The following is a 12,957-nucleotide window of genomic DNA, read 5'->3' as shown; positions in this document are numbered from 1 at the left end:
GACCAATCTATCGAATCTTGTCGGCAGCACGTACGATTTCTTAGGTGACCGTGCAACCACTACGCCGCACCCAGGCGCAACGTCGGGCATCCACCCGCGCCAGGATCCTGGCCTGCACCGCCGAATGCCTGCTCGAACGCGGCTACGCGGCGACCACCGTCAGCGCGGTCCAGGAACGCGCCGGCCTCGCCCGCGGCACCGTGCAGCACCACTTCCCCACCAGAGCCGAACTCCTCATCGCCGCCACCACCCAGGTGGTCGACACCCGCCTCGAGAAGTTCCGGCGCGAAGCCGAACTCCTCCGGCCCGGCCGCGACCGACTGCAATCCGTCGTCGACCTGGCCTGGCGCGACCTGAACAGTCCCGCCTTCTTCACCGCACTCGACCTGTGGGTCGCCGCGCGCACCGACGCCGAACTCCGCGACCAGCTCGTCACCGAGGAACGTCGCGTGTTCACCGAAATGCGCAGGCTCTACCTGGAAGTACTCGGCGAACCGTATGCCTCGGATCCGCGCGCCGAGGTCCTGATCGAGTTCACCATCGACCTGCTCACCGGGCTCTCGATGACCGCCATGCTCACCGGCACACTCGGCGAACGCGAGGCCGTGCTGCGCCGCTGGAAGCGTGCCCTCGCCGTGCTCATCGGACAGCTACCCAGCGATGAACTGCTCGACGGAAGTCCACTGCCCGTCGCGCCGCACTGAACACATTCCTCGCCGACGGGGTCGCCCTAGTCGCCCGTGGTCTCCACTCCGGACAATCCGTTCCAGCACAGCGCGACAACCGTGTCGACAGCCTCGCCCTTCGGAATCGGACAACCCGCGTCGAGCCACTGACGGGCCGCGAGGTGGCTGGCGCCGACCACCCCGAACGCACACCCGTAAGCACGGACGTCATCCATACCCGCGGCACGCAGCTCGGCGCTGACCAACACCGCGCATTCGCCCATCGCATTGCGCACCCGCCACCGCACACACGGTTCGCTCGGCACCGGCGACTCGAAGACCAGGGTGTGCCCGCCTGCGTCCTCGTCGACGAAATCGAAATAGGCCAGCACCGCGCGGCGCACCTTGTCCTCTTGGCCGTGCGCGTCGGCCAGCGCGTCCCGGATACCGTCGACCATCCGGTCCAGATAGCCCTGCAGCACAGCGAGATAGAGATCGAGCTTGCTCGCGTAGTGCGTGTACAGCACCGGCTTGCTCATCCCGGCCCTGACACCGATGTCGTCCATGCTCGCCCCGTGGTAACCATGGGCGACGAAGACCGCACGCGCGGCGCTGAGCACCGCGAGTCGCCGCTGGGTGCGGGCAGCCGTCTCGGCGCTCTCGATGGTCGGGATGTCGTTGTAGAGAAGTGTCATGGGACGTCCGGGGATTCGAGGGTGCTCACCATGTGAGCACCGGCTTGATGACAGCACCCGCGCGCTGGTCGGCCAGCGCGGTGCCGACCTCGGTGTGCGGGTACCGGGCGATCAGTCGCTCGACCGGAAAACGACCGGCCGCGTACAGATCGAGCAGGTGGGGAATGAAGGTGGCAGGCACACTGTCGCCTTCGAGGCAGCCGCGAATCGCCTTGCCGTGCAGCACGAGATCGCTGATATCGATCGGCGGCGTGCCACGGCCGAGACCGACGGCTACCACTGTGGCACCGACAGCGAGCGCGGCGACGGCATCGGCGAGGACGGCGGCGATGCCGGTCGTGTCGAGCGCGTGGGTCGCGCCACCATCGGTGAGTTCGCGGATACGCGGTGCGGTGGGCCCGTCGGCGGGGTCAAGCGCGGCGTCAGCGCCCAGCGACACAGCCAGTTCCCGCCGCGCAGCCGATGTTTCGACGACGACCACGCGGACGCCGGGAATCGTCCGGGCAGCGAGCAGACCCGCCATCCCGACCGCGCCCGCACCGTACACGGTGACCCACGCCCCCGACTCCGGCCGCAACACAGTGAGCACAGCGCCAGCGCCGGTCTGGAATCCGCAGCCGAACGGCGCCGCCACCGCCAGGTCGATCGCCGGGTCGATCACGATCGTGTTGTCCTCGGTGGTCAGCGCGTAACCGGCGAAGCTCGACTGGCCGAAGAATCCGTCCAGTATCGGGGAACCGTCGACCAGGACCCGGGGCGTGTCGTGCGCGCGTCGGCCGAACTGATTGAGGGCGGTCGCGCGGACGCAGTAGGCAGGGCGCCCAGCCGAACAGTTGCGGCAGGCACCGCAGTGCCGGAAGGTCAGCACGACATGATCGCCGGGCCGGACCGTACGCACGTCGGACCCGACCGCCGCGACGACGCCGGCGCCCTCGTGTCCGAGCAGGATCGGACGATCCGCGGCACCCGCGCGCCGGGTTACCAGATCGGTGTGGCAGATCCCCGCGGCGACGATCCGCACCAGGATCTCCCCGGCGCGCGGCTCGTCGACCTCGATCGGCTCGATCGAGAACTCCGCGGCCGGATCGCGCGACAGCACCGCCGAGGTGCGCATCAGGAGACCCGTTCCAAGAGGAAATAGAAGTACTCGCCGCGGGCGAGAACCAGTTCGGGGCGTCCGTTCATGATGCCCATCAGGGTGGTGTCGTCGAGCCACTTGAAGTGATCGAACACCGCGCGGCCGTCGTAGACCATGGTCGCGGTGACCTCACCGCGGAACTCGATATTCCACAGGGTCGCTTCACCCTGTCCCAGTTCGACATTCGAGAACAGCGTGCCGTCTTCGGCTCGGCAGATCAGCGGCTTCGCGTCGTCGAGGGCGAGGAAGGTCTTTCCGTACCACCGGCTGGCAGGCAGCGCGCGGCACAGCGGGTGACCGGTCTGGAAAGCGTCGCCGCGCCATTCGCCGAGGATCTCCTCGGCGCGGGCCGGGCGCAGCCGGGTCCACAGCTGGTCCAGATCGGCGGTCGCGACACCGTCGGCCTGCTCCCTGAGCTGCTGCCACCGTGGTTTGTCCGCGCTCATCAAGCCCTCGTCTCACAAAGTTCAGAACCGTCCGGTTCCACATGGGACCATAGTTCCGAACCAGATGGTTCGGCAAGAGGTACGATGCGCCGCATGCGGGCGGCAGGTCAGGCGACACGGGAGCGAATACTCACCGCGGCGAAAGCGGAGTTCGCCGAATTCGGTATCGCCGGTGCCCGGATCAACCGCATCGCGGCCGCCGCACACGCCAGCAAGGATCGGCTCTACGCCTACTTTCCCGGCAAGAACGAGCTCTACGCGGCCGTCACCGAACGCTGGACCAGCGAGACCAGCATCGAAGCCGCGATGTCGGCCGACGACCTTCCCGCCTATGTCGGCCGCCTGTTCGACCACTTCATCGCCCACCCCGACAACGCCCGCCTACAAGCCTGGTCCGAACTCGAACCGTCCGGCGATATTCCCCAGGTTCTGCGCCGCACCATCGACATGAAGATCATCGAACTCCGCCGCGGCCAGGACGAGGGGCTCATCACCACCGATATCCCGGCCCCGATCCTGCTCCGCATGCTCACCGACCTGGCCCGCACGGCGGCCACCCATGCACTGCTCCGCCACGTCGCCGCCGGCCGTGATCGCGTGGCGGAGCAGCGCGCGGCGACGGTGTCGGCCGTCGCGCGCATGGTGGCCCCTCCGTAGCAGTCGGCCCCTCACTGTCCACAACTCGCCCACGATCCCCCACCGCGACAAGCGCTCTCAGTGAGTGCCCTAGCCTCCTTGTGTCTTTTGGATATTGCCTGTTTGCCGAGGTGGCGATGAGGTTTGATGGGAACACATAAATAGATGCATATATCTCAGTATCGCGATTAATTAGGCGTGCATCAGCTGAAGATCGCTGACGCGCTGCCACCCATGGCTCCACCTGCACGATTCAAACCCCAACTGCCCCTTCGTTCGTCCGCTCCCCGCCGTCGGTCAGACCGAGCCGCGACCCCACTCCCCCGCCTCGTACAGTTGCCGGAATGAACGAGGATCTGCGTATCTGCTTCATCGGTGACTCCTTCGTCCAGGGCATCGGTGACCCGGAGTACCGCGGCTGGGTCGGGCGTGTACTCGCCGCGAGCGGCCCCGGCATCACCGCGTTCAATCTCGGCATCCGGCGCAACACCTCAGCCGACGTCCTGCGCCGCTGCTGGCGCGAGGTCGAGCCGCGCATCCTGCCCGACACCGACAATCGCCTGGTGATCTCCTTCGGCAGCAATGACGCGATCGTGGAGGACGGCAGCGTCCGGGTGGGTAAGGCCCAGTGCCTCGACAACCTCGCGACCATCCTGACCGAAAGCCGAGAGCGCGCGATCCAGCCGCTGGTCATCGGCCCGCCACCCGTCATCGACGGTGGTGCGGACCATCTGCGACGCACAGCGGAACTCGCCGACGACATGGCAGACCTGTGCGACTCGCGGGATGTGCCATTCGTCGCCACCACACGGCAATTGGCCGAAGATCCCCTCTGGATTCGCGAAGCTACGGCGGGCGACGGCGCGCACCCTGGTAGTGGCGGCTACCAGAGCTTGGCCGACCTGATCCTCGACAGTCGGTGGCACTCCTGGATCGCGCGACCCAGCCGGTGAGAGCTACTCCAGGAGGCCGAGATGGGTCAGGTCGCGGACATATTTGGCGATGAGATCTGTCGGCAGGTGCGGGATGTCGTTGTCGGGGCCGATCTGTGCGGCGCGGACGGCGGCGCGGAATCCGTCAGCGGGCAGGGCAGAGCCGGGCAGTGGACGACCCGGCTTACGGTAGGCGTCGAGTAGCGGGAGCAGGGTGTGTTTGCGCTGGGGTTCGGGGAGGGCGCGCAGCGCGGTTTCGAAGCGGGCGAACCATGCGTCGTAGTTGTCGATGCGATCGATGTGGTGGCCTGCTTCGATCAACCAGTCGACGAAGACATCGAGCGAGATGCCGTCGTCGTGCGGGTTGAGGACGTCGTAGGTGCGGTAACCGCTCGTCGCGGCGGCGCCGAGTTCGGTGATCGCCGTGGCGACGAAGTCGGCAGGCAGTCCGTCGTAGTGGGCGCGCTGTCGTCCCCCGTGAGAATCGGTGCGGTAGAACGACTTCGGCGCGACCCCGGTGACGAGCACACTCAGCACGAGCCGGGTGAAGACATCGGGCACATTGAGCTGACCGCGGAAGTGACTGTGCGCCAGGATCATGTCCGAGCGGAATACCGCGACGGGCAGTCCGAACCGCTCGGCCGCCTCACGTAACAGCACTTCGCCCGCCCATTTGCTGTTGCCGTAGCCGTTGGCATAGGAGCCATCCAGCCGACGGACCGGACTCATGGTTCGCACATCACCGTCTTCGGTGAAGGACTCCCCCTGTGCCGCGACGGCCACCGTCGACAGATAGCTCACCGGCTTGCGCGTGGTGGTCAGCGCCAGCCGGATGATCTCGGCCGTGCCGACCACATTCGGGCCGAACAATTGCGTATACGGAAGCACATGGTTCACCAGTGCCGCGGAGTGCACGATCAGCTCCACCTCGGCGGCCAACCGGTCCCATGTCGGCTGTGGCAGACCGAGGTTCGGTTCACCGATATCACCGGGCAGTACTTCCAGGGTGTCCTTCGCGAGAGCCTGGAAGTGGGTGGCGAGCACGCTGTCGCCGGTGTCGAACGCCGCGTCGAGGCGCTCGCGGGCGGCGACCGCGTTACCGCCCCGGACCACACAGATCACCTTGCCGCCCTGCGGGGCGAGCCGTTCCAGCCAGGTCAGGAGTAGGAAACGTCCGAGATAACCGTTCGCGCCGGTGATCAATACCGTCTTCGCCGGCGCGGTGGCAGGCACGGCCGCCGTGGCTGTGACATCCAAGAACTTCTCGAGTGTCAGATCCGCGGCGCGAATCTCGGTAGCGCCAAGGCCGTGCACCGCATCGGAATCAGTTCTGTGCGTGCCGGGTTCGCGTTCACGGCGTACGTAGTCGGCGATGTGGGCCAAGTCGCTGTCCGGTCCGAGCAGCACATTCACCGGCACGTCCACCGCGAGCAGTTCCCGCAGCAGGGTCGAATACGACAGTGCCGCCAGCGAATCACCGCCGAGATCACCGAACCGTGCGTCCGGACGCAGATCCGCCAGATCCCCACCGAGCACCGCGCGAGCGGCACGGGCGACGGTGTCGTACACCGGCAGTCCGGGCGCATCGCGACGCAACCGCTGCAGTTCGTCTTCCTGACCCCGCGCGAGGTCGGCGTAGAGCTGCTCGAGACGCTCCCCGTAGCGTTGTTTCAGCTTGGGCCGCAACAGTTTCCCTACTCCGGACAGCATCCCGTCGGCCACCGAGAACGGTTCGGCCTCGACAATGAAGTCACGCGGAATCTCGTACGGCTCGAGCTCGGCCGCGACGGCGGCGCGGTGCAGTGACGAAGTCATCGCGGCGCGCAACTGCGCGGCAGGCCCCGCGAGCGCAGCCTCGGTAGGCACCACGACCGCCAGCAGATAGGACCGTTCGCTGCTGCCGTACACGTAGATCTGGCGCACCAGATCCGCGCCGGCGAATACCGCTTCCAGCCGCGACACCGTCACGAACTCGCCCTGGGAGAGTTTGAGGACATTGTTGCGGCGGTCGACATAGGCCAACCGGTCGGGCGCCAGCTCGGCCACCACGTCACCGGTGCGGCAGAACCCGTCGGCATCGAAGACCTCGGCCGTCACCTCGGGGCGACGGTAGTACCCCGCGATCATGGTGGTGGTCTTGAGCAGCAACTCACCGCGCGGATAGGGCTTGTCGGTGCCGAAGTAGCCGAGCTCGGGCACGTCGACGAGTTTGTAATCCAGCACCGGCGGGCGCATCACCTTCGTATCGAAGATCACCCCGCCGCCGGTCTCGGTGGAGCCGTAACCGTCGTGCAGGCACAGCTGCAGCACCGATTCGACGAAGGCACGCAACTCGGGTGCGATCGGCGCGCTGCCGCACATCGCCGACATCAGCCTGCCACCGAGGAACTGTTCGCGCAGTTCGGTTTTCACCGCGTCGCTCGCGGCGTCGCCGCGCTCGGCGACCGCACGGCGGAAGCGCTGCAGGATCATGTCGCACACTCTCGGCACCAGGAAGACCTCGGTGGGCCGCACCAGCGTGATGTCGGTGAACAAGGTAGACAGGTCCGGCGACGCCGTGAAATACGCCGTGCCGCCACGGGCGAGCACGCTGTTGAGAGTGAGCCGCGCGGCGATATGGCTCATCGGCAGGAAATTGACATTGATCGCGGTCACCGGCCGTGCGGGCTGCCAGCCCACCGCGACCAGGCGCTGGGTGTACATCGCGCCTTTCGGTGTGCCGGTGCTGCCCGAGGTGTAGATCAGCAGGGCGAGGGGATCCTCGCCGTCGGCGGGCACGTGCAGTGGCGCCGAGTCGGCGAGTCGGCCCTGTTCGATGGTGTCGTCGAGAGTGCTGAGCACGAGTGCCGATCCCCCGGCCCGCAGACGGGCGCGGGCCGCGTCGAGGGCATCCCGGTGATCGTCGTCGTCGGCGTGATGGTCGAACACGATCAGCGAACGTGGCGTGGCGCCGGCCAGCACCGCGTCGACGGCGATGTCGAGGTGCGCGGTATCGACCGCGAACACCGTCGGCTCGGTCTCGTCGAGAATCGATCGCAACTGTTCGAGACCCGCGCCCGCCTGCAACGGCACCGCGACCCCGCCGAGGTGGATCGTCGCGAGATCGAGCACGGTGTAGTCGGCGCTGGTGAACCCGAGCACCGCGACGAAATCCCCCGCGACGACGGCCTCACGATGCCAGGCCGCGGCGAGCGCGCGAGTGCGCTCCCACACCTGCCCGTAGGTCAGTAACTCGAACTCCGGCAACAGCTTCCGTGTCGACCGACCGCCCGTCTCGACCAGCTCGGTGCGCCGGGTGCCGAGCGCCGGACGGTCGGCATAGGCGGTCATGACGGTTTCGATGATGCGTGCCGTCGGAAGTCCGGGAGTCGTCACGACGGCGTGAACGTCCTCGGCGGGCCGCGCGGCACGGACCTGCTCGTCTTCGGTGTAGAGCGCCTTGATCCGGTCAGCCAGCAAGCCCGCTGCGAGCTCTACCGTCATGCTTCACACTTCCGGATACCTTGCCACGCTTCACGTTGCGCGGACTCGGGGTCGACCAGTACGCGCGGTGGATTGTCGATGATGCAAGTGGTCCGGCGTTCGGCGGTGTAGGGCGTCCACGGCGGCAGCGGTCGGCCGGTGCGGGCGAAGCTGAGCCAGTTGTCCTGGATGTAGTCCTGGACCGCGAGGAACGCCCGCCTGCCGCCGGCTGCTGTCATCGCGCGGCCGACCGGTCCGTCGACCCACCCGAAGACGGGGACGAGGTCGAGTGCGTGGGTGGCACCGAAGCCGGCCAGGTGCAGTGCGCGCGGGGCGTAGTCGTACCGGTACGCGTAGGTGGGGGCGTATCGGCTGTGGCCTTCGAGGACGGCCAGTGTCGGGCGCAGGAACAGGTGGTCGCCGCCGATGCGCACTGCGGTCCGCGCGGCCGGGTAGCCGGGGTAGCGGCTGGTCACCCGCTGTTCGGTGCCCGGTTCGTAGCGTTCGAAGATGGTCCTGAGCTGTTCGGGGGTGTGCGGCACCGACTTGGCGAAGCGCTGGAACAGCGTCGCCTCGTCGCGGTTGGTGCCGATGATCAGCGGCACCGGATGCGCGCGGCCCGCCGCCATCGCGTCCAAGGGTGTTTCCGGCAGGAAGTCGCCGTCGGCGACAGGGGCGTAGGGAAAGCTGCCGGGCTCCTCGTGCAGCGACCGGCCGAGCCCACGGTCGCCCGCCCGGCACAGCTCCTTCGCGGACACGGTGCTCAGAACGGTCGCGGCGTCGGCCGGGGTGGCGCCGAGCCGGTCAAGGCAGCGGCGGGCGAAGCGGCGCGCCTGCTCCGGTGTCGAGGTCCAGTCAGCGGGGGCGCTCTGCGCGATCGCCCGATGGAACAGGCCGCGCGCGGCGGGGGTGGCCAGCAGGCTGACCACCGCGTGCGCACCGGCCGATTCACCGAAGATCGTGACGTTGTCCGGGTCACCGCCGAACGCGGCGATATTGCGGCGCACCCATTCGAGCGCCGCGACCTGATCGCGAAGGCCGAGGTTCGACTCGAAAGGTCTTTCCGGGGTGGAGAATTCACTGAAGTCGACGTACCCGAGCGCGCCGAGGCGGTAGTTCACCGACACCACAATCACGTCACCCCGCGCGGCCAACCGCGCGCCGGAATACATACTCGATGTGCCGATGAGATAGCCACCACCGTGGAAGAACACCATCACCGGGCGCGGTGTCGCCGAGGGCGTCACCGGTGCGGTGACATTGAGCGTCAGACAGTCTTCCCCGGTGGGTTGCCAGGTTCGTGGGCCGACGCGGGCACCGTTCGGGTTCTGCACGGCGGCGAAGCCGAACTCGGTCGCCGACCGCACCCCCGTCCACGGTCGAACGGGCTGGGGAGCACGCAACCGCAGCGCTCCGATGGGTGGGGCCGCGTAGGGCAGGGCACGCCAACGGGCGATTCGACGACCCGCGCGACCGCGCACGACTCCGTCGGCGCTCACGATCTCGGTGGACAACATCCCTCGAATGTACGTGGTACCGACGGTACCGCGCAGCTGGTTCGATTGGCGAACTGTCTCGAAGTCGCATCCATGCCGCAGACTAGACTGTGGCGATGACCGGCGAGGATCCGGAAACAGCCCCGCAGGCGGCGCAGGACTCCCCCGATATCGCCGCAGTGGATCGCTTGGTATGTACCTGCCGCGCCTGCCCCCGACTCGTCGCCTGGCGCGAAGACGTCGCCGTCGTCAAACGGGCCGCGTTCCGCGACGAAGCGTATTGGGGTCGGCCGGTACCCGGCTTCGGGCCCGCCGACGCCCGAATTCTCGTGGTCGGCCTCGCCCCCGCCGCCCATGGCGGCAACCGGACCGGCCGGATGTTCACCGGCGACCCGAGCGGCAACGTGTTGTTCGGCGCATTGCACGCGGTCGGGCTGGCGACCGGCGCGCATCCGGTCAGCCGTGACGACGGCATCGAACTGGTTGGCACCCGGCTCACCGCACCCGTGCACTGCGCCCCGCCGCAGAACAAGCCGACACCCGAGGAGCGGCGACGCTGCTCGCCTTTCCTCAGCCGGGAATTGGAACTACTCAGCCCGACGCTTCGGGTGATCGTCGTCCTCGGCGCCTTCGGCTGGCAGGCGCTGTTCGCCGTCCTGCTGGCAGGCGGCTGGCAGGTGCCACGCCCACGTCCCCGATTCACCCACGGCGCCCAAGTCGTGATCACCCATCCCGACGGCCGATCGGTCACCGTGCTCGGGAGTTACCACGTGAGCCAGCGCAATACCGCCACCGGCCGGGTGAACCCCGCGATGATCGAAGACATCCTGCTGCGCGCGAAGACGATCGCCGAGTCCTGACCGGAATTCGCGACTTCGTCACCTAAAATCCAGACGAATTCTTTCGGCAAAAGTTCACTGCGATGGCAGGAGATCCGAAGATGAGTTCGCTGGCAATGAGCACACTGGATGTCTCGAGATGGCAATTCGGCATCACCACGGTCTACCACTTCATCTTCGTGCCGCTCACCATCGGCCTGGCACCGCTCATCGCGATCATGCAGACGGCGTGGGTGATCACTGGAAAAGAACACTGGTATCGGCTCACCAAGTTCTTCGGAAAACTGTTCCTGATCAACTTCGCCATCGGTGTGGCCACCGGCATCGTGCAAGAGTTCCAGTTCGGGATGAACTGGAGTGAGTACTCCCGATTCGTCGGCGACATCTTCGGCGCCCCACTGGCTTTGGAAGCGTTGATCGCCTTCTTCCTGGAGTCCACCTTCATCGGTCTGTGGATTTTCGGCTGGACTCGATTGCCCAAACTCGTTCACCTCGCGACGATCTGGATCGTCGCGATCGGTGTCAACCTGTCCGCCTATTTCATTATCGCGGCCAACTCGTTCATGCAGCACCCGGTCGGTGCGAAATTCAACCCCGAGACCAACCGCGCGGAGCTGGACAGCATCTGGACGCTGCTCACCAACAACACCACGGTGGCGGCGTTTCCCCACGTGGTCGCCGGCGCATTCCTGACCGCGGGCACCTTCGTCGCGGGCATCGCGGGCTGGTTCATGGTGCGCAACGCGCGCAGCGGCGACGCGGCGAAACTCGACGAGGCCAAGGTGATGTGGCGGCCGGTGGCCCGGCTCGGCCTCTGGGTCGTCGCCGCGTCGATCGTCGTGGTCGCGATCACCGGCGATATCCAGGGCAAGCTGATGTTCGAGCAGCAGCCGATGAAGATGGCGTCGGCGGAATCACTGTGCCACACCGAGACCGACCCGGAATTCTCGATTCTGACTGTCGGCACGCACAACAATTGCGACAGCGTCGAACACGTGCTCGAGGTCCCCTACGTGCTGCCGTTCCTGGCCGAAGGCCAGTTCAGCGGGGTGACCCTGCAGGGCGTGGAGGATCTGCAACGGTCCTATGTGGAGGACTACGGGCCGGGCAACTATCGACCCAACCTCTTCGTCACCTACTGGAGCTTTCGCGCCATGATCGGCCTGCTGGCCGGCTCGGTGCTGTTGCTGCTGGCCGGTTTCTGGCTGACCCGCGGCGGTCGCGTGCCCGACAAACGCTGGTTCTCCTGGCTGAGCCTGATCGCCATCCCGACTCCGTTCCTGGCCAACAGCGCGGGCTGGGTCTTCACCGAAATGGGTCGCCAGCCGTGGGTGGTGGTTCCGAACCCCACCGGCGACAAGACCATTCGGATGACGGTGGCCCAGGGCGTCTCGGAGCACGCGACCGCCACCGTCGTGTTCTCCCTGGTGGTCTTCACGCTGCTCTACGGCGCGCTGGCCGTGGTCTGGTTCTATCTGATGCACCGCTACACCGTGGCCGGCCCCGAATCGACGGCTTCCGATGACAAGTCCGGTCCCGATGACGACGGTGGCGGCGGCAGACACCGTGCCGAACCCGTCGAGCCGCTGTCCTTCGCGTACTAGGAGACGACGATGAGCCTGCAGCAATTCTGGTTCGTGCTGGTCGGCGTGCTGTTCACCGGCTACTTCATTCTCGAGGGATTCGACTTCGGTGTCGGCATGCTGATGCCGATCCTCGGCAAGGGTTCCGATGTACGCAGACGCGTGGTGCTCAACACCATCGGCCCGGTCTGGGACGGCAACGAGGTCTGGCTGATCACCGCGGGTGGTGCGATGTTCGCGGCGTTCCCCGAGTGGTACGCGAGCCTGTTCTCCGGGTTCTATCTGGCACTGCTGCTGTTGCTGGTGGCGTTGATCCTGCGGATCTGTGCGATCGAATGGCGGTCCAAGATCAACTCGCCGAAGTGGCGGGCCTGGTGTGACATCGGGATCGGCATCGGCTCCTGGATTCCGGCGCTGGCGTGGGGCTGGGTGTTCGCCAACCTGGTGCGCGGCGTGCCGTTGAACGAGAAGCGGCAGATCGTCGGCTCGGCGTGGGAACTTCTCAGCCCCTACGCACTGCTCGGCGCGGCGACCACGGCCATCCTGTTCGCACTACACGGCGCGATCTTCCTGGCGCTCAAGACCGGTGGTGAAGTCCGCGACGATGCCCGCACATGCGTCCGGATCCTGTTCGTTCCCACGGTGGTGATCGTCGGCGGTTTCGGTCTGTGGACCCAGCTCGCCTACGGCTCCGGCTGGACCTGGGTCGCCCTCGGTGCCGCGGTACTCGGCTTGGTCGTCGCCGGTGGCGCCACCGCCGCGGGCCGCGACGGCTGGGCCTTCATCGGCACCACGCTCACGATCGCCTCGGCCACCATCCTGCTGGTCGGCTCCCTGTACCCGAACGTGATGCCCTCCACCATCAGCCCCGCCTTCGACCTGAACATCCACAATGCCTCGTCCAGCCACTACACCCTCCAGGTGATGAGCTGGGCGGCCGTACTCGCCACCCCGGTGGTCCTGATCTACCAGGGCTGGACCTACTGGGTCTTCCGCAAACGGCTCACCGTCGACCACATTCCCGCACCGACCGGCCTGCCACTCGCGAAATAGACTGTCCGGCCC

11 protein-coding genes are annotated in these 12,957 nt (G+C 66.9%); 6 read left to right on the top strand and 5 right to left on the bottom strand.

Annotation, left to right across the window (positions count from 1 at the left end; genetic code table 11):
• Window positions 1–44: 44 nt before the first annotated feature.
• The gene (locus ACFWO8_RS12060; RefSeq protein ID WP_378948532.1) at window positions 45–704 is read left to right on the top strand and encodes a TetR/AcrR family transcriptional regulator; all 660 of its coding nucleotides are present in this window, start codon (window positions 45–47) and stop codon (window positions 702–704) included.
• Window positions 705–730: 26 nt separating this feature from the next.
• Here the strand turns inward: ACFWO8_RS12060 and ACFWO8_RS12055 are convergent, their stop codons facing one another.
• The 3 genes from ACFWO8_RS12055 to ACFWO8_RS12045 are packed head-to-tail and all read right to left on the bottom strand — an operon-like array spanning window position 731 to window position 2,944.
• Window positions 731–1,360, bottom strand: coding sequence for a TetR/AcrR family transcriptional regulator (locus ACFWO8_RS12055; protein WP_378948529.1), 630 nt, complete (start codon window positions 1,358–1,360; stop codon window positions 731–733).
• Window positions 1,361–1,385: 25 nt separating this feature from the next.
• Window positions 1,386–2,474: an NAD(P)-dependent alcohol dehydrogenase gene (locus ACFWO8_RS12050; protein ID WP_378948527.1), complete on the bottom strand. Its 1,089-nt coding sequence runs from the start codon at window positions 2,472–2,474 to the stop codon at window positions 1,386–1,388.
• Window positions 2,474–2,944 (bottom strand): DUF4334 domain-containing protein, encoded by a 471-nt coding sequence (locus tag ACFWO8_RS12045; RefSeq protein ID WP_378948524.1) that lies wholly within the window; start codon window positions 2,942–2,944, stop codon window positions 2,474–2,476. Before ACFWO8_RS12045 ends, ACFWO8_RS12050 begins: the two co-directional genes overlap by 1 nt.
• A gap of 93 nt (window positions 2,945–3,037) precedes the next feature.
• Here ACFWO8_RS12045 and ACFWO8_RS12040 point away from each other — a divergent pair, with 93 nt between their 5' ends.
• Both ACFWO8_RS12040 and ACFWO8_RS12035 read left to right on the top strand, forming a co-directional pair.
• Complete coding sequence (locus ACFWO8_RS12040; RefSeq protein WP_378948522.1) at window positions 3,038–3,601, top strand: TetR family transcriptional regulator; 564 nt, start codon at window positions 3,038–3,040, stop codon at window positions 3,599–3,601.
• Between the two features lie 323 nt (window positions 3,602–3,924).
• On the top strand, window positions 3,925–4,533 hold the full coding sequence (locus ACFWO8_RS12035; protein ID WP_378948519.1) for a GDSL-type esterase/lipase family protein: 609 nt from the start codon (window positions 3,925–3,927) through the stop codon (window positions 4,531–4,533).
• 3 nt (window positions 4,534–4,536) lie between these two features.
• Here ACFWO8_RS12035 and car read toward each other — a convergent pair whose 3' ends face one another.
• Both car and ACFWO8_RS12025 read right to left on the bottom strand, forming a co-directional pair.
• Entirely contained in the window at window positions 4,537–7,995 is a 3,459-nt protein-coding gene (car, locus tag ACFWO8_RS12030) for a carboxylic acid reductase (RefSeq protein WP_378948516.1), read from the bottom strand.
• Window positions 7,992–9,491 (bottom strand): carboxylesterase/lipase family protein, encoded by a 1,500-nt coding sequence (locus ACFWO8_RS12025; protein ID WP_378948513.1) that lies wholly within the window; start codon window positions 9,489–9,491, stop codon window positions 7,992–7,994. Before ACFWO8_RS12025 ends, car begins: the two co-directional genes overlap by 4 nt.
• Window positions 9,492–9,586: 95 nt before the next feature.
• Here ACFWO8_RS12025 and ACFWO8_RS12020 point away from each other — a divergent pair, with 95 nt between their 5' ends.
• From ACFWO8_RS12020 to cydB, 3 genes are all read left to right on the top strand, one after another.
• Window positions 9,587–10,330, top strand: coding sequence for a uracil-DNA glycosylase (locus ACFWO8_RS12020; RefSeq protein ID WP_378948510.1), 744 nt, complete (start codon window positions 9,587–9,589; stop codon window positions 10,328–10,330).
• Window positions 10,331–10,425: 95 nt separating this feature from the next.
• Entirely contained in the window at window positions 10,426–11,913 is a 1,488-nt protein-coding gene (locus tag ACFWO8_RS12015) for a cytochrome ubiquinol oxidase subunit I (RefSeq protein WP_378949752.1), read from the top strand.
• Between the two features lie 9 nt (window positions 11,914–11,922).
• Entirely contained in the window at window positions 11,923–12,945 is a 1,023-nt protein-coding gene (gene cydB, locus ACFWO8_RS12010; protein WP_378948507.1) for a cytochrome d ubiquinol oxidase subunit II, read from the top strand.
• Window positions 12,946–12,957 lie beyond the last annotated feature (12 nt).

Source organism: Nocardia sp. NPDC058480 (assembly GCF_042720495.1).
GTDB lineage: Bacteria > Actinomycetota > Actinomycetes > Mycobacteriales > Mycobacteriaceae > Nocardia.
This window is presented reverse-complemented; position numbering and strand designations above follow the sequence as displayed.

What these genes read in the sequence shown, in the direction of transcription:
- ACFWO8_RS12055 (WP_378948529.1), bottom strand. Translation starts at nt 1,360, where the DNA reads ATGACACTTCTCTACAACGACATCCCGACCATCGAGAGCGCCGAGACG.
- ACFWO8_RS12050 (WP_378948527.1), bottom strand. Translation starts at nt 2,474, where the DNA reads ATGCGCACCTCGGCGGTGCTGTCGCGCGATCCGGCCGCGGAGTTCTCG.
- ACFWO8_RS12045 (WP_378948524.1), bottom strand. Translation starts at nt 2,944, where the DNA reads ATGAGCGCGGACAAACCACGGTGGCAGCAGCTCAGGGAGCAGGCCGAC.
- ACFWO8_RS12040 (WP_378948522.1), top strand. Translation starts at nt 3,038, where the DNA reads ATGCGGGCGGCAGGTCAGGCGACACGGGAGCGAATACTCACCGCGGCG.
- ACFWO8_RS12035 (WP_378948519.1), top strand. Translation starts at nt 3,925, where the DNA reads ATGAACGAGGATCTGCGTATCTGCTTCATCGGTGACTCCTTCGTCCAG.
- car (WP_378948516.1), bottom strand. Translation starts at nt 7,995, where the DNA reads ATGACGGTAGAGCTCGCAGCGGGCTTGCTGGCTGACCGGATCAAGGCG.
- ACFWO8_RS12025 (WP_378948513.1), bottom strand. Translation starts at nt 9,491, where the DNA reads ATGTTGTCCACCGAGATCGTGAGCGCCGACGGAGTCGTGCGCGGTCGC.
- ACFWO8_RS12020 (WP_378948510.1), top strand. Translation starts at nt 9,587, where the DNA reads ATGACCGGCGAGGATCCGGAAACAGCCCCGCAGGCGGCGCAGGACTCC.
- ACFWO8_RS12015 (WP_378949752.1), top strand. Translation starts at nt 10,426, where the DNA reads ATGAGCACACTGGATGTCTCGAGATGGCAATTCGGCATCACCACGGTC.
- cydB (WP_378948507.1), top strand. Translation starts at nt 11,923, where the DNA reads ATGAGCCTGCAGCAATTCTGGTTCGTGCTGGTCGGCGTGCTGTTCACC.